This window comes from Hyphococcus formosus (assembly GCF_046736345.1).
Lineage (GTDB): Bacteria > Pseudomonadota > Alphaproteobacteria > Caulobacterales > Parvularculaceae > Hyphococcus > Hyphococcus formosus.
On record NZ_CP157210.1, the window covers coordinates 3,221,045 to 3,241,686 of the forward strand.

13 protein-coding genes and 2 tRNA genes are annotated in these 20,642 nt (G+C 45.8%); 9 read left to right on the plus strand and 6 right to left on the minus strand.

All coding sequences use genetic code 11. The features are described from left to right. Positions 1 to 17 precede the first annotated feature (17 nt). Entirely contained in the window at positions 18 to 1,160 is a 1,143-nt protein-coding gene (locus tag ABFZ83_RS15035) for a DUF4062 domain-containing protein (RefSeq protein ID WP_411817369.1), read from the plus strand. 674 nt (positions 1,161 to 1,834) lie between these two features. Here the strand turns inward: ABFZ83_RS15035 and ABFZ83_RS15040 are convergent. The 3 genes from ABFZ83_RS15040 to ABFZ83_RS15050 form a co-directional block, all read right to left on the minus strand. Next, complete coding sequence (locus tag ABFZ83_RS15040; protein WP_411817370.1) at positions 1,835 to 3,028, minus strand: hypothetical protein; 1,194 nt, start codon at positions 3,026 to 3,028, stop codon at positions 1,835 to 1,837. Between the two features lie 135 nt (positions 3,029 to 3,163). Then, positions 3,164 to 4,621: a tyrosine-type recombinase/integrase gene (locus ABFZ83_RS15045; RefSeq protein WP_411817371.1), complete on the minus strand. Its 1,458-nt coding sequence runs from the start codon at positions 4,619 to 4,621 to the stop codon at positions 3,164 to 3,166. Between the two features lie 95 nt (positions 4,622 to 4,716). Continuing rightward, positions 4,717 to 4,803: transfer RNA gene (locus ABFZ83_RS15050), tRNA-Leu, on the minus strand. Between the two features lie 881 nt (positions 4,804 to 5,684). On the opposite strand from ABFZ83_RS15050, the gene ABFZ83_RS15055 reads away from it, so the two are divergent. The 8 genes from ABFZ83_RS15055 to ABFZ83_RS15090 all read left to right on the plus strand — a co-directional run bounded on the left by ABFZ83_RS15055 (position 5,685) and on the right by ABFZ83_RS15090 (position 18,317). After that, positions 5,685 to 8,957: a helicase-related protein gene (locus tag ABFZ83_RS15055; RefSeq protein WP_411817372.1), complete on the plus strand. Its 3,273-nt coding sequence runs from the start codon at positions 5,685 to 5,687 to the stop codon at positions 8,955 to 8,957. After that, positions 8,954 to 9,637 (plus strand): DUF4391 domain-containing protein, encoded by a 684-nt coding sequence (locus ABFZ83_RS15060; RefSeq protein ID WP_411817373.1) that lies wholly within the window; start codon positions 8,954 to 8,956, stop codon positions 9,635 to 9,637. Before ABFZ83_RS15055 ends, ABFZ83_RS15060 begins: the two co-directional genes overlap by 4 nt. A 16-nt stretch (positions 9,638 to 9,653) precedes the next feature. Next, positions 9,654 to 11,714, plus strand: coding sequence for a site-specific DNA-methyltransferase (locus ABFZ83_RS15065; RefSeq protein ID WP_411817374.1), 2,061 nt, complete (start codon positions 9,654 to 9,656; stop codon positions 11,712 to 11,714). 17 nt (positions 11,715 to 11,731) lie between these two features. Continuing rightward, a complete protein-coding gene (locus ABFZ83_RS15070; protein ID WP_411817375.1) occupies positions 11,732 to 14,821 on the plus strand; it encodes a type III restriction-modification system endonuclease in 3,090 nt (1,029 codons plus the stop codon). Then, a complete protein-coding gene (locus ABFZ83_RS15075; RefSeq protein ID WP_411817376.1) occupies positions 14,821 to 15,408 on the plus strand; it encodes a hypothetical protein in 588 nt (195 codons plus the stop codon). Before ABFZ83_RS15070 ends, ABFZ83_RS15075 begins: the two co-directional genes overlap by 1 nt. Positions 15,409 to 15,516: 108 nt before the next feature. Then, positions 15,517 to 16,119 (plus strand): hypothetical protein, encoded by a 603-nt coding sequence (locus ABFZ83_RS15080; protein ID WP_411817377.1) that lies wholly within the window; start codon positions 15,517 to 15,519, stop codon positions 16,117 to 16,119. Continuing rightward, positions 16,116 to 17,789: a DUF5906 domain-containing protein gene (locus ABFZ83_RS15085; protein ID WP_411817378.1), complete on the plus strand. Its 1,674-nt coding sequence runs from the start codon at positions 16,116 to 16,118 to the stop codon at positions 17,787 to 17,789. Before ABFZ83_RS15080 ends, ABFZ83_RS15085 begins: the two co-directional genes overlap by 4 nt. A gap of 105 nt (positions 17,790 to 17,894) precedes the next feature. Beyond that, positions 17,895 to 18,317 carry a hypothetical protein gene (locus ABFZ83_RS15090; RefSeq protein ID WP_411817379.1) on the plus strand — a complete coding sequence of 141 codons (423 nt, stop codon included), beginning with the start codon at positions 17,895 to 17,897 and terminating at the stop codon, positions 18,315 to 18,317. A gap of 137 nt (positions 18,318 to 18,454) precedes the next feature. Here ABFZ83_RS15090 and ABFZ83_RS15095 read toward each other — a convergent pair whose 3' ends face one another. The 3 genes from ABFZ83_RS15095 to ABFZ83_RS15105 all read right to left on the minus strand — a co-directional run bounded on the left by ABFZ83_RS15095 (position 18,455) and on the right by ABFZ83_RS15105 (position 20,600). Further along, positions 18,455 to 18,910, minus strand: a complete 456-nt coding sequence (locus ABFZ83_RS15095) for a hypothetical protein (protein WP_411817380.1) — start codon at positions 18,908 to 18,910, stop codon at positions 18,455 to 18,457. 346 nt (positions 18,911 to 19,256) lie between these two features. Next, complete coding sequence (locus ABFZ83_RS15100) at positions 19,257 to 20,543, minus strand: tyrosine-type recombinase/integrase (protein ID WP_411817381.1); 1,287 nt, start codon at positions 20,541 to 20,543, stop codon at positions 19,257 to 19,259. After that, a tRNA-Leu gene (locus ABFZ83_RS15105) sits at positions 20,514 to 20,600 on the minus strand. The genes ABFZ83_RS15100 and ABFZ83_RS15105 overlap by 30 nt, the downstream gene beginning before the upstream one ends. Between the last annotated feature and the right edge of the window lie 42 nt (positions 20,601 to 20,642).

Below are 20,642 nucleotides of genomic sequence, written 5' to 3' on the forward strand. Positions count from 1 at the left end.
TTTGAGCGAGATCTTCTATGGATAAGAGGTATCAGGTTTTTGTTAGTTCGACATTTGAAGACCTGAAGATAGAACGACAGAACGTGATGCATGCATTGCTTGAGTTGGATTGTATTCCATCGGGTATGGAATTGTTCCCTGCTGCGGATGAGGAGACGTGGGGGGTTATCAAGGAAGTAATTGACGAATGTGATTATTATGTTCTCATTCTGGCTGGGCGCTATGGTTCAGGTTACACGGAAAAAGAATATAGATATGCAGTTGAGACGGGGAAGCCTGTAATCGCCTTTATTCACGAGGACATTGGTAAGCTACAGGGGGATAAGCTTGAGGCTACAGATGATGGGAAAGAGAAATTAAATAAGTTTAGAAAACTGGTTGAGGCTAGGATGTGCAAAAAGTGGTCTAGTCCGGATGGGTTGGCTGCTGTTGTTGTCCAAGGCATAAATCGTTTACGAAAACGCAATCCTGCCATCGGATGGGTTCGAGGTGATATGGTTACCTCGCAGGATGCAGCAAAAGAAATTTTGCGCTTAAGGCACCAAGTAGATGAATTGGAAGGGCGGCTGGTTAAAATACGAACCCAAGCTCCTCCGGATACTGATCATTTGTCTCAGGGCGAAGAAGATTTCGAATTTGCAGTGGTTGCTAAATGTTATCTAGGGGGCTCTTTAAGGCGAGTTAATTATAAATTTACGGTCGAGTATACTTGGAATGCAATCTTCTCTGCGGTAGCCCCTCTGCTCATAAATGAAGCAACGGATGAACAATTAAGCGATGCAATAAATTCAATGATCGAGCTTGATAAATACAATTATTTTGTCGAGAGGGTTGCGAAAGTGGAAAAGGTAAAATCAGCCGTGCTTAATGAAGCAGAAACCCTTGATCACGATTTCCAAACTATAAAGGTTCAATTGCGTGCATTGGGACTCATAACCGAAAATCAGAAAGCTCGGTCCGTAAAGGACACTGCTACTTATTGGACTTTGACGCCGTATGGCAATGAAGTCATGGTACGTTTGCGCGCAATAGAAAGGCCTAGTGATCTTCTATCAAATAGCGCTTCTCAGAACTCCGATTCTGTAATGAGAAATTTGGCCGACAGCGTAGAAGTTATCTGTGACGATGAAGATAATGGCGCATGTGAGGGTGATAAATAGGCGAAAAAATAATTCGAAACCGAAATGTGAAGCTATCATTTTGTTTCGTCGACAACAGTTTTCTCGCGTATTATGATTTATCGGTATGCAAATAAATATGAGTGTTCTCGCGGCGTTGCCAAATAGAATAACCGCCGCTTGCATTTGTTAATGCCGTATTTAGCGTATTTTCATTTTAGAAATTTTGCCTCCGTTTGACGCTTGCGCTGCAAGTTTGTAGGTTCAATTAAATGCCAGTTTCAAATTAATGTAGGCTCCTTTCGTCGAGGTGTATTCGTCAATGGTCTTGTTTGGGCTGTAGCGACTCGCTGAGACTCTTTTGGCTCCTGACTATGGTGTGTGTGCGGATTATCCAAAACACCACCCACGAGTCTCTGTGTCCCATTAAGCGCTACTCTGGGAATGGGCTTGGGCTGTATGGGTAATGTTTTAACCAGACCAGCAAGCGACCGCCTATGTTAGTGTCACATTACCATTTCTAACTGTCTGTAATTAAATAGAAATATCATATTTCCAACTAGTTATGGGTAATATAGGTTATATAAGTGTGAGGTGTTTATTTTATAAATATTGCGTCATTATGTTATCTACATAAACAAAAATAGACATAGGTACCCTTAGGGTAGTCTAGGTAGGAGATGTATTATAAGGTAACAAATTGATTTATTTCATTTTTATAATAAAGGAGCTATCCCCTTAGGGCATACCTTTTGGTACGCTGCGGTTGCCGCGATTATCAGTTCATTCTGGTCATCCTTGCGTAGGATAAAACTGTCATGGATGGGCAATACGGGCAGCTCTCTTTCGGTCATGTGGTCAAGGATGTGTGAGCAAATTTGGCTATCGAGGTACATCAGCGTGTTGCCGATATTTGTGTGCAGGTGCTTTTCCAAAGGTGGGTGCTTTGCAAGGAAGGCATATATCAGCCCCTCATAACCAGCCTTGGTATCCACTGGGGACACATAGGTGAAATAATCCATCGACCTTACCGCACTTCCGTATTTGTCTTTGAGTTCCTTCAGGCATGCTCTGAATGCTCCGGTCATATTCGTTGTATTGATTGCTGTTAGTATTGCTTTTTTGACCGTATTACGATGATACCCATCTAATTCGTATGGGTCCTCTTTCTTTTCAAGATAAGAAATCCCCTCTAATCCGTACATCAAGTAAACGTGTTGAGCTTGGAAATCTAATTCGATTGTTGTTGCGCCATTGATCGTAATGTGTGGCCTGAGTTCGCTCTGCAGGTTAATCCACCAAGCCCCATAGAACCGTCCACCGTGGGTTAGAGATGAATTATTGAATACTCGGTAGACGTGATAGTCATCAAATATGACATTTGAGTTTTGGGTCGTATTGCTTCCCGAAAGAGCCAAAGACTGCTTCCCGATAAAGTTATTGTAACGCCTTACTATGTCTTGATAGCGCTTAACTTGGCTGGTGGTGTTGAATGATTTAGACGTTTTATTTCTATCACGAAGCACCAACGGCTCCAGCTTACGCTCTGTTTTGGCGTTATGAAGGTCGTAGGCATCTATGTATTCGCTAATGAGTTTTTCTGTGGGCTTAATGCGGGTTATTCTCCCACTCCAATTTCTGTCATGGAAGCCAATCTTTTCTTCTATTAAGTCGTTTTCGATAGCTTTGTTGATTAGGTCGATGAAGGTATAGCTAATTCCTATTGTGTTTAAATTTCCAGAGGTTTTAAGTTCCCTGAAGTAGTTCTCTGCTTTCCCGAACTTTATGTATTGGTCCTTGTAGAACTTTTGCTGGTGAGTACAGTTGATCAGTAATGTGATGGTATTTCGTGTGATGTGCTTCTTTTGGCCTGTGAGGCTCAATTCCTTTGCGAGTTTGTCCGCAGCCATTACATAGCTTTTAGCGTTGCTGGTTCGTGTGCAGTCCAACAATTTTGCGTTTTCGTATTTGCTCATGATGTAATTATATTGCGTGCGCTATGGGAATGAATGCTGTCGGGAAAGGTCGATTTCGAACAAAAAATCTTAGGACTTAATAGCGGAAGGTTTTGAGTCTGTGGTCTTGGGTTTATTCTTCGGGGGGGCCTGTTGTTCTGATATAAGCTCATCCTCTGTGTAAATGTCGAGATGAACTTTCCCAAGTTTGCGATGAGCTTTGTTTAAAATTTTAAGTAGTTTCTTTAGGTCCTGTGTCGGAGCACCGTATTTTTGTGTCGTATCTCTTTTGCTGTGCCCAAGTATGGCTTTCTGTTCTAATTCGGTGGCATTTGTTGTTCGCATTGCCTGTTCTAGGGTGTGTCTGAAGCAGTTCACTGTAATTCGCTTGGATTTTGGAACACCGGCAGCGCGAATTGCTTTGTTAAGCGCGGCACTAAGCGAATGAGGGTCAATTTCCTTCCCCCAAAATGGATCGGAAGTCTCGCCGGTCTTAAACGAAGTGAGAATATTCTTGGCCTTTTTGACCAACGGTATCCGTCTAGGTCGTGCTGAAGTTTTTAGCATTGGCCGTAATTTATTTATCCGAATGTTGATGAATGGCACATCCCCGCTCAAGGTGACATCGCGCTGTTCTAATCCCGCGAGTTCAGTCAAGCCAGCACCAGTGTATTTCATCAGCATCAAGAAAGCTTTGTTCTGATTCGAAATTCTAGATTCGTTCAGGTAGGCGTCAATCGCGTTGAGGTGAGCCTCGTTGAAAGGTAGCTTTTCTTCACCTGTATGTGGTGCGGATAACCCAAGACCTTTAAATGGGTTTGTTAGTTCAGTATCTAGCTCGAAATCGAGAATGTATCGATTGACCATCGCACTTCCGACTGCAAGCCGACGTTTGATGGTCGCTGGCGAGTTACCAAGTTTCTTATCGCAATGCTCAGCCCAGCGTTTGACCTGCGTGCGGCTTAATAACCGTAAGTCTATGTTGGAAAAATAATCAACAAATGATTTGAGAGCGAATTTTGCTTCTTTTGGGGCCACCCCGTCGTATCGATGCGAAATATAATAATGGAAAATATCGGATAATTTATGCGTTTCAGGAATCAGCGTTCCATCATTCTGCGCCGCGCTAATTACATCCTGTATAAATTGTGGGGGTGGGTTAAGGATCTTCGAGTTAGGGTCGTTTGGATCTGCAAGATCCCCGGGAAAGTCTTCAACTAGTTCTTCAATCGCGAGTTGTTGATTCGTATAGCCATATTTCAGAGGCTTTTTGTCGAGAAGATCAGGGTGGTCCCGTATGTAATCCTCTGCGGCTTGTTTTCGATTGACGATGGTGTCGCGATCATTCCGGAAAGTATCAATTTGAAGTTGCAGCCGCGCATTAAGCCGTTCCGCTTCTGCCATGGCTTGTGAGGGTGAAAGGCCTTTGAAGCGCTTTTTGAATACCCATTCGCGTTTGCCAATGATCGACCGTAGGTCTTTTGGTACGGCTTTTCGGTAGGAATATTTGCTACCATCAAATTGAAGATTTTTGACCACAATAAACATAATAGCAGATTCTCACTTTTGTAACCAATTTTGTAGCTACAAACGCCTGGAAAATCTTTAATCTATTGTTTTTATTAGGGTTTTTATCGCTGTTATGGTGCCCAGGAGAAGACTCGAACTTCCACGTCCTTACGGACACCAGCACCTGAAGCTGGCGCGTCTACCAATTCCGCCACCTGGGCAGGTGAAGGACGGCTGATGTAGAATTGCGCGCTGGCGATGTCTTCAACTCTCGGTGTACTACTTTGTGTACCTTCTATTCTGGAGCTTTTCGCGGCGATACGCTAGCCCTGCTGGTATGTTTCGCTGTGCTTTTTGGGGGTCGTAAAAAGTGGTGAGCACCGGCAAAAGTTTCGGTCGACAGCAGATGTTGCGACAATGCCTTTGCCTGAACCGGCCTTTGTCGATCGCTTTGGTATTTTGTCGGGTGGCCAGTATGGAAGATATATTCGGATGAGTGATGCAATTGAATGTTTTTCGGCAAAACCGTTGGCGAGAATTTTTTGAAGACGAAAAGCATTGAATTGTCCCAATCGGGGCAATTGTTGAAAAAAATAGGAGGCCTACCTGTGCAGAAGGGTGGTGTCGAAATTGTCTGCGGACGCAAATATGTTGTCAATTAAGTTGGTGGGTATATCCAGTGTCGTTCACTAAGTCGCTTTTGTTTTTCTTTTTGCGCATGACCTAAATAGAGCGGAAAAGGTATCACCTATCTTTTGGTTTATTCACCGCAATGAAAAATCACGGGCATTTCACTTGATAGCGCGATAGCGTAGTGCGATCTTGAATTTGTGCCAATAATACAGTGTGTAGTTGTTTTTTACTTTAATTTTCTCTGGAAAATGGCAACAGCTCTCGATTCGGGTGATCTACAGTGAAAAGGCTCTAGCCTTTGTTAATATTACTATTGATGTGACTATTTTGTGTTGAACGCCAATGATCGCATAAAGCAAATAAATACAATCGATTACGTGCATTTCGGACGCAATAAACCGTTCGATTTATTGACCTTTCGATGAATTCGGATAGGCCTATGCAGGGATTCCTGCCAAAGTGATCGGCTATGAAAGTTATTGACAACGTTACGGAAACTTTGGGCGATGACCTTAAGGCCTCGCTTGAGCGTGGAACGCGACTCAAAATAGCTGCGTCTTGTTTTTCGATCTATGCATTTGAGGCACTGAAATCTGAACTGTCAAAAATTGATGGTCTAGACTTTATCTTCACGGCACCGACATTTTTGCCGGAGGGTGTCACCGACCAGATTAAGCGAGAGCGTCGCGAATTCTACATTCCTAAAGCGCAGCGAGAGCGTAGCTTGTATGGCTCGGAGTTTGAGATTCAACTACGCAACAAGTTAACACAAAAAGCGATAGCGCGTGAATGTGCAGCCTGGATTCGCACGAAAGCAAGATTTCGTTCAAATAAGACGAAAGCGCCGATGCAGCAGTTCGTATGCATCGATGGTTCGACCGAACAAGTTGCCTATATGCCTGTCGGTGGCTTCACTGCCGTTGACCTTGGTTATCAACAAGGCAACGCTGTTTCTAACATCGTAAACCGTTTTCATAGCGCTCCATTTACGGGAACATACATAGACTTATTCGATCAGATTTGGGTCGATCCGGAAAAGCTTGAAGATGTTACAGAAAAAATCTGTCAGCACATAGAATCTGTCTATCATGAGAACGCACCTGAAAGGATATATTTCTTAATCCTATACAATCTTTTCAATGAATTTCTCGAAGAGATTGACGAAGATGTGCTCCCTAATGATCGCACGGGATATCTCGATAGCGCGGTCTGGAACAAGCTTTTTAATTATCAGCGCGATGCAGCTACGGGCATTATCAACAAATTGGAAACCTATAATGGTTGCATCCTTGCTGACAGCGTTGGCTTAGGAAAAACCTTTACGGCGCTCGCCGTCATAAAATATTACGAGCTACGCAATCGATCCGTGCTGGTGCTTTGCCCCAAGAAGTTGGCGGATAACTGGCTAAACTTTAACACCAATCTCAAGACGAATATTTTTTCAAAAGACCGATTCAATTACGACGTTCTGTGCCACACTGATTTGTCGCGCACGAGTGGTGATAGTTTTGGCATACCTCTTAATCGTGTGAATTGGGGGAATTACGATCTCGTGGTGATCGATGAATCCCATAATTTCAGAAATAACGATATCTATAAGGATAAAGAGACGCGTTACCAAAAGCTGATGAACCAAGTTATCCGCGAAGGCGTGAAGACCAAGGTTTTAATGTTATCTGCAACGCCAGTGAACAATCGATTCAATGACCTGCGTAATCAGTTGGCGCTTGCTTATGAAGGTCAATCAGAGAATCTTAGCAACAAATTAAAATCACAGGCGAGTGTGGAAGAGATATTCCGGAGGGCGCAAACAGCATTCAACAATTGGTCAACACTTCCACCAGAAAAGCGTACTGCCCAAGCCATTTTGAAAATGCTCGACTTCAATTTTTTCGAGCTGTTGGATAGCGTCACAATTGCACGTTCGCGGAAGCATATCGAAACGTTTTATGACACAGCGGATATAGGCAAGTTTCCTGAACGAAGGAAGCCGCTTTCGTATCATTGCCCACTTACGACCCGCAAGGATGTTATGGGGCTCAACGATATAGTAACGCAACTCGGGATGTTGAAACTCGCCGTATACGCACCATTGAGTTACATCTTAAAAAGCCGAATCGCGAAATACGAAGCATTATATGATACCGAGGTAGAAGGCGGTGGAGGGCGGTTGCGGCAGGCTGATCGCGAGCGTAGCCTTCAGGCGCTAATGACGACAAACCTACTAAAGCGCCTTGAAAGTTCGGTTGAGGCCTTCCGGCTGACATTGCGGTCACTGAAATCAAATCTCAACAACACACTCGATGCGATTGCCGATTTTGAGCGTTCCGGTGGCGTTTTTGATGTGTCGGATTTTACCGATGAGGCAGCAAACTTTGATCCAGATGATGATGACCTTTCAGGGCTAGGTGAGTTTACTGTTGGGGGAAAGATTAAAATTAGCCTTGCTGACATGGACGTTCAATCCTGGACGCACGACCTAAAAAGCGATCTCGCGCTCATTGATGCACTGCTTGCGTCAATGGACCTTATTCGCCCCGAAGACGACGCCAAGCTCCAGCACCTTAAAAAACACATTGAGGACAAAATCGCGAAGCCTCTAAACCCTGGAAACAACAAAATCCTGATTTTTACGGCGTTCGCGGATACGGCGAACTATCTGTATAGGAATATTGCGCCAGAACTATCGAAAAAATCGGGCCTACACGCTGGGCGCGTCACAGGAACAGATGCGCCCAAAACCACACTTAAGAAACACTACGATTTCCAATCGATCTTGACGCTATTTTCGCCACGTTCGAAGGACAAGGCGCTAATTATGCCGGATGAGGATGCTGAGATAGACATCCTTATCGCCACGGATTGTATCTCGGAGGGACAAAACCTTCAGGACTGCGATTACCTGATAAACTACGATATACACTGGAATCCTGTGCGGATCATTCAGCGCTTCGGGCGAATTGACCGGATCGGATCGCCAAACAAAGAAATCCAGCTCGTCAACTATTGGCCTGACATCACGCTTGACGAATATATCAATCTGAAAGAGCGCGTCGAAAACCGCATGATGATCGCTGACGTAACTGCAACGGGCGACGATAATGTCTTGACAGCGAAATCAAGTGAGATCGCCTATCGTAAGGAGCAGCTTAAGCGTCTTCAGGAGGAGGTCATAGAGCTAGAGGATGTAAAGACCGGCGTCTCAATTACCGACCTCGGGCTTAATGACTTTCGGATGGACCTGCTTAACTACGTAAAGGAACATGATGACCTAGAGCGTATGCCAAACGGGCTTCACGCCGTTGTGCCTGCCGACCCAGACCTAGGACTTGAGCCAGGCATCATCTTCGCGCTGCGTAACATTCATGATGGCGTGAACATCAATCAGCAGAACCGTCTTCACCCCTATTATCTTGTCTACATCTCGCACGACGGTGAGATCGTAGCCGACCATACCGAAGTCAAGAAATTGCTCGATTTAATGCGGGCAAGCTGCAAAGGAGAATCCGAGCCGATCCAGGCTGTGTGCCGCCTTTTCAATGAACAGACTGATGACGGACGAAAGATGGATCGTCAATCCCATCTACTCAGCGAAGCCATTCATTCCATGATCGATGTAAAGGAAGAAAAAGACATCGATAGTCTCTTCTCCACCGGTCGTACAACAGCACTCATCAACACAATCGCTGGGCTCGATGACTTCGAACTCATCGCGTTTCTCGTCGTGCAGGAGGCGGTATGACGGGGTGTTATGACTTTCCGCGTGCTGCCCACTTTGGGCGTGTCGTTCCAAAATCCAAAATCTATGACGCTGCACGCGCTTCGAACAAGGTGCGTCAGCTCTTTGTCGATCAAGTCGAGCAGATTAGCTGGAGCTTCAAACTTGCGCCCGAGACAATCAACCTTGCCGCAGCTCCGGGCGTAGCGGAAATCCAGGTCTTTGATGTGCGCCTCAAGGGAACGAGCATCGATCATGATGTACTGCATACAATTGACAAAGCGATTGCATTTCCAATCTTGTTCGAACTTAAAAAGCCCGGAGAGCGGAAGCTCATTGCGGCGTATAAAAGGCCGAGCGAAGCGGACGCCGCCAAATGGGTGGTTAGTGAATATTTTGAGGCTGATTGGGAGCCTGTGGATAACCCACGCAAAGCGCTGCCCCGCGCGCTCAATCTCGGAGCGCTCTATGATAGGGTTTTATCCGAATTGATGCCGGTCGCCGCACATGACGGGGAGAAATTGCCTCAGCGTGTCGCGCGTATTGAGGCTATCCGGGCGAAGGAGCGTGACATAGCGCGGATTAAGTCGCGGCTTTCCCGCGAAAACCAATTCAACAAAAAGGTCGAGATCAACGCCGAACTGCGTGAAGCGACTCTGGAACTCGAACAACTTGGCGGCCAAGCCGCGATCAAAGACGCCTAAGGCGAAGAGACGAACGATGGAAAAACTAAAGATGCACAGCCCGAATCTGACCGATGAGAACATCGCGAAAATCCGAGAGATGTTTCCGGGGTGCGTTACAGAGGCAAAGGATGAAAATGGCGAAGTTCGCTACGCTGTCGATTTCGATCAGCTTCGCCAGGAATTGTCAGACCATATCGTTGAGGGGCCGCAAGAGCGCTATCGACTGGATTGGCCGGGTAAGCGAAGAGCACTATATGCAGCAAATGCTCCCATTGCAAAGACGCTACGTCCGTGCAGGGAGGAAAGTGTAGCATTCGACAAAACCCAAAACCTATTTATTGAAGGAGATAACTTAGACGTACTCAAGCTGATACAAGAGACGTATCTAGATGCGATAAAAATAATATACATTGATCCGCCATATAATACCGGAAAGGATTTTATATACCGCGACAGTTTTGCGCAGTCATCAAATGAATTTTTGCAAAAGTCTAATCAACTTGATGAAGTAGGAAATCGACTTGTCGCAAATAGTGAAAATTCGGGTCGGTTCCATTCCGACTGGCTTGGTATGATGTATTCTCGAATAAAAGTTGCAAAAAATCTCCTTAGAGATGATGGAGTAATTTTTATCAGTATAGATGATAATGAATTTCCTGGGATTCGACTAATCTGTAATGAGATATTTGGAGAAAATAATTTTATCGCTTCGATCGTATGGGAAAAAGGTCGGAAAAACGACGCTAAATTAATTTCGGTCGGACACGAATACATCGCGCTGTACGCTAAAAATAAAAGCTATTTCCAAGAGAAAAAAATCCGGTGGCGCGAGAGTAAACCAGGTGCGCAAGAAATTCTCAATGAGTATCTACGACTGAAAGAGAAATTTGGCGAAGACACAGACGCTATCGAGCTGGGCATAAGAGAATTTTACGCCAGTCTAGATCGAGACCACCCATCGAAAAAGCATTCACGCTACAATAAAGTTGATGAGCGAGGAGTTTGGCGCGACGACAATATGTCGTGGCCAGGCGGTGGGGGGCCACGGTACGACGTAATTCACCCCGAAACAGGCAAGCCTTGCGCTGTTCCTGAAGGAGGGTGGCGATACAGCACACTCGATAAAATGGAGGAGATGATAAAAAGTGGAAAGGTCGTCTTCAGAGATGATCATTCAGAACCACCCATACGAAAGACGTATTTAGTCGAAATTGACGATGGCAGCTTGGACTCTGATGACGATAGTGAAGACAATACGGATCTTCCAATTCAGGTTGCCAGCTCATACTTCTATAGAAGCGCATTACAGGCTAGCAACGAACTATCATCTCTTTTTGGGGGCAAGGTATTCAACAACCCAAAGGACAGAGAGGTGCTCGCTCGCTGGATTTCGTATGTTGACCCTAAACCGAACGACATAGTTCTTGATTTTTTCGCGGGGTCAGGGACAACAGGTCATGCAGTAATGCAGATTAATGCTGACAAGGATTTAGGTTTAAGATTCATACTTGTACAATTGGCGGAAGAAATCGATCCCAAAGCAAAAGGCGTGAAGCCCGCTTTGAACTTTCTTAATAGCAGGAAAAAACCACACCTTGTCTCAGAGCTAACAAAATATCGACTCCGCTTGTCTGGTGAGAAGATAGTCAAAGAGAACCCCAAGAAACGCGAGAGCTTAGACGTCGGATTTCGGGTGTTAAGGCTGGACACATCAAACATGTCCGAAACCTATTATGCTCCCGAGAATACGGATCAAGAAAAGCTACTAGACACAGTCGAAAACGTAAAACCCGACCGCACTGATCCCGAAGACCTACTATTTCAAGTTCTCGTCGATTGGGGCGTTGATCTTACACTGCCGATCCGCAAAGAAACACTTCATAACAAGACCGTGTTCTTCGTCAATGATGCACCTTACGACCTAGTTGCTTGCTTTGATCGCGGCGTCACAGAAGAACTTGTTAAAGAGCTTGCAAAGCACGAGCCTATGCGCGTTGTCTTCCGTGACAACGGATTCGTATCCGATGCTGTGAAGATAAATGTGGAGCAGATTTTCAAGCAGCTCTCTCCTTCAACCGACATAAAGTCGATTTAAGGGTTGGGGCGCACGAGATGAAACTCAAGTTCAAAGTACAGCCCTATCAAACCGCAGCCGTTGAAGCGGTCGTTGATTGCTTTGAGGGACAGCCGAAGGCCGACCCTTTGCGCTATCGGATTGATCCAGGCAGGCAAAAGATGGCGAGCTTTGAGCTTGAGGATGGATTTAAGAATGAAGATATCCGGCTGAGTGATGCAGTGCTTCTGACCAACATCCAAGCTGTCCAAAAAAGTCAAAACCTACCGCAATCAAAATCGCTCAGTGATTTCACGACACTCGATTCAAAGGGCGCACGCAAGCCAGCGAAGAGCACATACAAGCCGGGCGCTAAAATCAATCTTGATATCGAGATGGAGACCGGGACTGGCAAGACCTATTGCTACATCAAAACGATGTTCGAGATGCACAAGCGCTATGGCTGGTCGAAATTCATCATCATGGTTCCGAGCATTGCAATCCGCGAAGGTGTTCAAAAGTCATTCCAGATCACTGCCGACCATTTCGCTGAGACCTATGGCAAGAAGGCGCGGTTCTTCACTTACAATTCCAAGCGCCTGCATGAGCTAGAGAGTTTTTCCTCGGATGCTGGCATCAATGTTATGATCATCAACATCCAGGCTTTTAATGCGCGGGGTGCGGATAATCGCCGAATTTACGATGAGCTGGATGACTTTCAATCCCGCCGTCCGATTGATGTCATAAGCGCCAACAGGCCTATCTTGATCCTGGATGAGCCGCAAAAGATGGAAGGCAAGGCGACGCTGGACGCCCTACCAAAATTCAACCCGCTGATGATCCTGCGTTATTCGGCGACACACCGAATGCAGCATTGCCGCGTGCATCGCTTAGATGCGCTCGACGCTTATAATCAGAAGCTTGTGAAGAAGATCGCCGTTCGCGGCATTCAAACGCGTGGGCTCGCCGGGACTAATGCCTATCTATATCTTGAAGGGATTGAAATCTCGACCAAGGCTCCGGTCGCTCGGGTCGAGATGGAGGTGAAACTAAAATCTGGCGAAATAAGACGTCAGCTTAAACGCCTAGAATTCAAACGGGATCTTTATGATGTTTCCGGCGGGCTTGATCAATATCGCGGCTATGTCATTGCACAGATTGACGCCAACCAAGACATGGTCGAGTTTACGAACGGCGAAACGCTTGTTGCCGGTGAGGCAACTGGCGATGTGAATGAAAACGACATGCGCCGCATTCAAATTCGCGAAACGATCAAGGCGCATTTCGATAAGGAGAAGCAGCTATTCGCACAAGGCATTAAAGTTCTCTCCCTCTTCTTTATTGATGAAGTGAAGAAGTATCGCGATTACGAACAGGAAGATGAAAAAGGCGATTATGCGCGCGTTTTCGAGCGCGAGTATGAGGCGCTTCGCGAGGAATATCTCTCCGAGCTCGCGATTGATAACGACGACTACAGAAAATACTTAGGTGATATCGATCCGGCTAAAACTCATAATGGCTACTTCTCAATTGATAAGAAGAATCGGATGGTCGATCCGAGCGTCAAAAAGAAGGGCGAAGAAAAAGGCCTTTCTGATGATGAAACTGCTTATGATCTAATACTAAAAGACAAAGAGCGGCTTCTTTCGTTCGAAGAACCGACGCGCTTTATCTTTTCGCATTCAGCCCTACGAGAAGGCTGGGATAATCCGAATGTCTTTGTTATGTGCATGCTCAAGCACAGCGACAATACGATCTCGCGACGGCAGGAGGTTGGGCGAGGTTTAAGACTTTCCGTTGACCGCCATGGGGATCGTATCGATCATCCTGCCATGGTGCACGAGATCAATGTACTGACCGTCGTTGCAAGTGAGAGCTACAAGGATTTCGTCAAGGGGCTACAGAGCGAGATCGCCGAAACGCTATCTGCACGACCTCGCAAGGCGAATGCGGACTACTTCACGGGCAAGATCATCCACACCGAAGGTGGGCCAGTCGAGATCGATGAGAAGGTGGCGAAACAGATTTATCGATATCTTATCAAGAACGACTTTACCGATGAAGACGACGCTATAACCGCAGAATATCATCAAGCGAAGAATAGTGGCGCGCTACCTGGCTTTGCAGAGGAGCTGGAACCGTATCGCGAGCAAATTATCGATCTAATCGACAGCGTCTTTGACGATAGCAAGCTGCCAAAAATCGATGACGGACGAAAACCGAAGACCAACCCGCTGAATGACAATTTCAAAAAGAAGGAATTCCAGGAGCTTTGGTCCAGGATAAACCGCAAAGCGGTTTATCGCGTTGAGTTTGACTCGAACGAGCTTATCGCTAAGGCCATTAAGGCGCTAAACAGTGAGCTTCGTGTAACGCCCCTCCAATATACTGTTCAACGCGGTGAGCAGTCCGCTGCTGTCACGGATGAGCAGCTGAAAGCTGGCGAGAGCTTTAAAGTCACTGAAACATCAACCGAACGTGGCGGCTCAGTTTACTCAGGTGTTACTTATGACCTCGTTGGCAAGGTAGCGGAAAATGTTCAGCTTACGCGGAAAACGGTTGCGGAGATTCTAACTGGAATTGAGGCGTCAGTATTCGAGCAATTCAGACAAAACCCAGAACATTTTATCGCCGAATCCTCGCGGCTTATCAAAGAACAAAAAGCGACAGCCGTCATCGAAAAACTGCAATATGACGAGGTCGAAGATCGCTATGAAACAGATATATTCACGGCGGCACAAAGCGGGCAGGATTTCTCGCGCGCTACGGATAAGCTCAAACGCCATATATACGATTACTGCATTGTTGACTCCAAACAGGAGCGGCGGTTTGTCGATGAGCTCGATACGAGCGATTCAATTGTTGTCTATGCAAAATTGCCGCGCGGATTTCTGATTCCGACTCCGGTCGGCGACTACAATCCGGACTGGGCGATTTCTTTCAAGCGAGGGGCCGTTAAGCAAATTTACTTTATGGCTGAAACCAAAGGTTCAATGTCGTCTATGGCGCTACGAGAGATTGAGCGAACCAAGATCAAATGTGCGCGCAAATTCTTTGATGAAGTCAATGAGCGCCTTGATGCCGATAAAGTAAAATATGATGTCGTTACGGATTTTGCGACACTAATGGACATAATTTCGGCTTCCTGATGATTGCGCACATTAAAAGCCCTTACATTAGACTTAGTGAAATTTTGGCGGATTTTTTCGATGAGGACAATTCGGAAGATGCCAAGGCTAAATTATCGAGATTGGCAGGCGATTGCTCTCTCGAGGTTCATGGTCGCTATGTCAGTGACTTTACAACGAATCAAGACCTTTCCAGCGGATGGTCAATTATTTCGCCTCAAGAGCTATGCAAAGTTGAATGGGATTGGGAAAATAATCGTGTTTACTTCGACCCAAACGATGTGCCAGAGGGCTTTTCCCCCGATTACTCTTGTTACATAGATGTTAGCTTTTCACGTACTGAAATCGAAGAATTGCTAACGAACGAAGCTCCGAAAAACGATCTAGCCACCAAAGCTAAGCCTGGTGCGCCTTCGAAGTTCAATTGGGACCAGATATTGGTATTCGCACGAGCGCTTGCAAAGGACCAAGGATTTACATCGCAGAATAAATTTTTGCACGGGTTAGCCCTAAAATTAGAAGAGGAAGGGTTAAAGGTTCCAGCTGATTCATCTCTAAAGGCTCAACCTGAGATAATGAATATTGCCCGCCAATTCCGTCAGCATTAAATACCAATTACTGACCATGGTTTACTGACCATTCCCGATATCCAGACCGGATTCCATTTTTCTATTCGAGGTTTGCGTTAATCCAACGCGAAACCATAAGAGGACAAAATGGAATACCTACAAAATTTGTATGAAGGCACCAACGGAGAGGGATACCTAGCTGTCTGGTGCAAGCTTTCGAAGAGCACTAAATGTTTTGCCGCAAACGATCTCGAGGCGGCAGAGCACTTTATGGCTGAACAAGGTCGAGATACTGACATATATCACGGATGGTGCCTTATTGGCGAGGTGCCAGAATATGGCCGTGGGCGGAGCAAAGACGTCGTGTTTTCTCCAGGGATAATGTTTGACGCTGATCTGTATTCTGTTGAGCCCAATGTTCATTCTCAGAATTGTTTGCCCAAATCATTGGACGAGGTGATGGATTGGCTACTCGAAGCTGAAATACCGAAGCCTAGTCACATTCGTTCATCGGGGAACGGCCTCTATTTAGACTGGCTGCATGATGGCGGTGTGTTGCTCAAATCCGATGACGAGCGAAATGAATATGCCGCAAACGTAAAGCAATTTCATCAAGCTCTTCGTCAATCGGCATCGGACCTTCGAGGTTGGAAATTTGATGCGACGCATGACCTAGCTCGTGTGACACGAATGCCAGGAACTCTAAATCACAAAACTAACCCACCAAAGCCTGTGGAGCTATTACAATGAGCAAAAAATACTCAATTTCTGAACTTCTTACATTTTGTAAAACTGTCGTCTCTGTAAAAGAAATTCAAGAAGAGCAGCCTTCGGTGTTGGCTGAAGCTGATGACACATATACACCAACTTTCAATGCATCGTTTTCCGCAATTTGCGCGGGGTGTGCTTCCCTTCGGGGAATATCAGAGAAGCCTATCGGGCAAAGCTATGACGAATGGCTTGTTTTAGCGCGGGCTTTGTCTAGGTGTTCCGATGGAGAGTCCTTATTTCACAAATTGTCACGCCAAGACCCAAGATATAACTCCCACGAAACTCAATCAAAATTTGAAGAAGCCAAAAACCGTATGTCTCCTCCTCGATGTCAATATATCGAGAATTCGTTAGTACGAAGCGAATGTAAAGAATGTGCAGTCCGAGGCACGATCAACAGTCCGATGTCTTTTGGGAGAGCCGCGCCGGAAACGGCAAAACTTCAGAGCGAATGGGTGATCGAAGCAGAAACACAGCGATTCCATTCCTTGGTAACCAGAGAGGTCAGAACAGAGCCTGCATTCCGTACACGATATAACCATTTGATAAAGAAAGGTAGCATTTCGCAGACATTGATTCAGGATCAACGCACGGGCAAGGTAGATCGCGCTACTTATAAACCCGGCTGTAGCGATCTAATATTAGAAGCGGATGGTGTTCGTTTTTTAAATACATGGCGGTCAGGAGGCGTTGAGCCCCGTGAAGGTAATTGGGAGGTTCTTAAAAGTCACTTTGACCTCCTATTTTCAGACTCCGCAACGCAATCTCATTTTCTGAATTATCTTGCGTGTGTGGTGCAAAAACCAGGAGTTAAATTAAGCCATGCAATATTGGTTTCGGGCAAGCAGGGTATTGGTAAGAGTGTACTCTCTGCTCTGATTACTCACCTGATTGGTAAGCATAACATCAAGGAGCTTGGACCCGATCAAGCAGATAATCGGTTCCGTGCAGGTTGGGGCGACTGTCAGGTTCTGTTTATGGAAGAGCTTATGATGGGCGAGCGCCTAGAATTTTATAACAATCTGAAACCTTGGATTACTCAAGAGACCTGTACTGCAGAGGAGAAACACATTCCTATGCGGAATGTATCAACGCCTAGAGCATTCTTGATGTTTTCCAACCACAGAAACGCTGCTTTGTTGCCTCCAGATGATCGTCGATTTTTCGTCGTGAATTCGGCAATGGAGCGTCAAGAGTTCGCTTATTATGAAAGGCTTTGGCGGGCAGTTGAGGAGGAAGCCGCGGCTTTCAAGCATTTCCTGCTTCAGCGTGAGATTTCTGACTTTAGCCCGAGTATGCCTGCTCCGATGACAATAGCGAAGGCGGAGCTTGTTGAGGACTCGCGTCCGCCGCTAGAACAAGAGTTAAGAGATATGGTGGAGGCAAGGGAGCACCCCTTTCATAGCGATATCGTACATTTGGATAAGGTAATTCACGCCCTTAAATTTAAAGGGAATAATAATGTTCGGCGGAATAGTGTTTTATCGGCAATGAACTCATGTAATTTCCACAGGTTGGGTCAAATTCCTCTGCACGACGGAACGCGCCCCCGTCTCTGGAGTGTTCGCAATCACGATAAATGGAAAAATAGTGGTGTCGACGATATTCAAACCGAATATTTAAAAACACCCGGCTCAGGATATTTATGAGTCGAAATGAATCGGCGAGAACCTCACTCGTCGATTCACTCACCTCTAATTTTGGGTTATATTTAGCTAATAATTTCAAAAGAAAAATTATCTGGAGTGAGTAGCGTGAGTCATGAGATTAAAAATGATAACGCTTCCGCGTTATTGCAACTTGCTAAATTAAAGCGCGCGCCATGGGATGTAGTTTCGAGCATGGAGCTTGCCGATCTAACTGGCCTATCCATACAGGTCCTTGCGAACTGGCGCATCCGTAAAAAGGGGCCATCGCCGGTCCCTCGTGCAAAATATCGCGGGAATAAAACCTATTATAGGGTTTTTGAAGTCGAGCGATGGCTTCGTGACCTGCCAGTGACTCAGGGTTGGCGCGTCGTTGCGGAATGGTTGATGCAGAAATATTATTTCCCGGATCCATTACGAGATGAGGGGCGTACTTGGCGTGTCGTTGATCAATTGATCGGTTGGAAAATCTGGCCGCTCGCACACCATCCGCGACGGACAATCGGTAGCGGTTATATGGGGGTGAAATAGTAGTGCGAAAATTAAAAACTCAGATAAGTATGTCGGTGGCGTGACGGCCGAAGGGTGCATATAGCCTCGATCGCTGTGGAGGTGACATGAGACTCTTTTATGGCATTTAAAATATAAGGGGGAATTGTTTTCCTTCCTTAAGGGTCAGGAAAATATTCATCTAAGAAATCGACTAACTCAAGAAGAATGCGTCTTTCCGTAAGTTCTCGATCGTCGATATAAGCTCTTGCACCGATTTTCACGTCTTTTTCAGTTTGAATAATGCTGAATTTCAGAATATAGCTCCATCCTTTGTAAGAGCGCCCTTCCTTTGCCGGAAACAGGTTTGTTGAAACAACGCCCGCAGAACAATTGAGAGTAAATTTGGTCACTTCGTCGATGGCGTAACCTACATCAAGGCATGCTTGTGCGAGGCGATTTGTAATCTGTTCCGATGTAGTATCGGTAACTGTGGTTGTTACTAGGGCAGCCGCAGGAGATATGAAACTCGCCCCCAATGCTGCAAGGAAAAGGATTATTCTCATAATTTCGGTATTTCTCTGCGCTAATAATTCAGAAAATTTTGATTCCGGAGTGGATTCCGAAATATTCACTACAACTATATTTATTTACTGGTTTTTGTCTAGCATTCGTCTTCACGACTTTGCGTAAGAAGAAGAGAAAATGAATTTTTTTAGGTTTTTAGTTGTGTTCTCTATTTAAAAAATTCCATTTCTTTCTGGAAATTGAAGATAATGATGTGATGAATCACTTAAAAGTCGGTGTCGATGATTTGTCATGGATGAACCGTGAAATACCGAAAATGATCAAACTATAACCAGTAAGTCAGTGCGACAGTGGGCGAAAAAGCAGAATTTTTATCATACAAAAGTATCCCCCCCCTTTTTTAAAAAAGTCACCTTAGTTGTATCGGCAAAAAGATACGTATCAAGAGTAATATTAATTGGAAGTTGCTTGCAGGCCTGTCACCGCGTTTAACGCATCTCGCATCCTTTCGAGAGAAACATGCTTCGAGCCATATCGTTCCGTGGTCGTACGTTTTGCATGACCAAGAATTGCTTGTTGGACGTCAAATGTTGCGCCTGTGAGCCGAAGGTTCTCTTCGATAGAGTGACGGAAGGAATAGGCTGTGAATTTTGGTGAGTGAGGAATTCCCGCTGATCGCAATCCTTTATTTAATCGTGCTGAAAGCGAGCCAGTGTGATGGCATGTTTTTGGAAAAACTGCGCCTGCGTTTGCATGAGAAAGAATTTCTCTTGCGACTGCAATGCCATCACCTACGAGTGGAATCGCTCGCTGCGAACTCGTAGTTTTCAATCCTCGAAGGGCATTGGGTCTCAACATTAGAAATGGAATCGGCACGTCGAGGCGTATTTCTTCTGCGCATAGTCCGCCGATCTCTAAGGGGCGTGCGCCCGTCGCTCGCAATAAGCGAATAATTTGTCCGGTCGGGCGTTTTCCAATCGATCCGTTCAGCCATTCGTCGATAAGCGATAGATGATTACGTTGGAAGGGAAGACGATACCCGTGATCAGCATTCAGCAATCGGTGACGGGAAAATGGGTTGGGCCTAGCGTCGTCTTCGACGTCCATAGCGTAAGCATAAATTGCGGATAACGAGCCCAAGCGACGTCGGATGGTTGCCTCGCTTTGCCCCCGTGTGGTTCTGAGCCAAGCAATCCAGTCTCGGACATTTATGCGTTTGATTTTCACCAATGATGATTCATTCGAAAACGCCAAGAATTGCTCAACGGCCATTTTTTCGGCCTTGTGCAAGTCTAAAAGCCCTTTGCTGTCCGCATAACCCTTAGCGGCGTCTTCGATGGAAATGGAATTGACCGACTGGCGTTCAGGATAAAGACGAATAAGCGCATCGCTAAGTAACGTCCGACTAACCGGATTGTTTCGCCGCATTTGAGCGATCGCTTCATCCGTTGCTTCACTGAGTGCTCGTAACTCAAGTAGTGTCTGGGAACGCTGAGTGTGGTCCTTTCCCAAGGCAAGTTTCCATTCGGAGCAACCCGCTAGGTCGTGAAAACGCGCAGGAATTCGGCGACGAAAATAAAAGCTTCCATTGCGCTCGAATAAGTAAGGTAGATTGCGTGTCATATATCCTCTCGTGTACCTCTTCTGTGTACCGAGAGCGACTGCGCACTTTTTAAGCCCTTGTTTTTTATGGCAAAACAAGGGGGCTACTGGTGCCCAGGAGAAGACTCGAACTTCCACGTCCTTACGGACACCAGCACCTGAAGCTGGCGCGTCTACCAATTCCGCCACCTGGGCAGGTGAAGGACGGCTGATGTAGAATTGCGCGCTGGCGATGTC

Coding starts and splice junctions, on each gene's coding strand:
- ABFZ83_RS15035 (WP_411817369.1), top strand. CDS start 18: ATGGATAAGAGGTATCAGGTTTTTGTTAGTTCGACATTTGAAGACCTG.
- ABFZ83_RS15040 (WP_411817370.1), bottom strand. CDS start 3,028: ATGGCTGCGGACAAACTCGCAAAGGAATTGAGCCTCACAGGCCAAAAG.
- ABFZ83_RS15045 (WP_411817371.1), bottom strand. CDS start 4,621: ATGTTTATTGTGGTCAAAAATCTTCAATTTGATGGTAGCAAATATTCC.
- ABFZ83_RS15055 (WP_411817372.1), top strand. CDS start 5,685: ATGAAAGTTATTGACAACGTTACGGAAACTTTGGGCGATGACCTTAAG.
- ABFZ83_RS15060 (WP_411817373.1), top strand. CDS start 8,954: ATGACGGGGTGTTATGACTTTCCGCGTGCTGCCCACTTTGGGCGTGTC.
- ABFZ83_RS15065 (WP_411817374.1), top strand. CDS start 9,654: ATGGAAAAACTAAAGATGCACAGCCCGAATCTGACCGATGAGAACATC.
- ABFZ83_RS15070 (WP_411817375.1), top strand. CDS start 11,732: ATGAAACTCAAGTTCAAAGTACAGCCCTATCAAACCGCAGCCGTTGAA.
- ABFZ83_RS15075 (WP_411817376.1), top strand. CDS start 14,821: ATGATTGCGCACATTAAAAGCCCTTACATTAGACTTAGTGAAATTTTG.
- ABFZ83_RS15080 (WP_411817377.1), top strand. CDS start 15,517: ATGGAATACCTACAAAATTTGTATGAAGGCACCAACGGAGAGGGATAC.
- ABFZ83_RS15085 (WP_411817378.1), top strand. CDS start 16,116: ATGAGCAAAAAATACTCAATTTCTGAACTTCTTACATTTTGTAAAACT.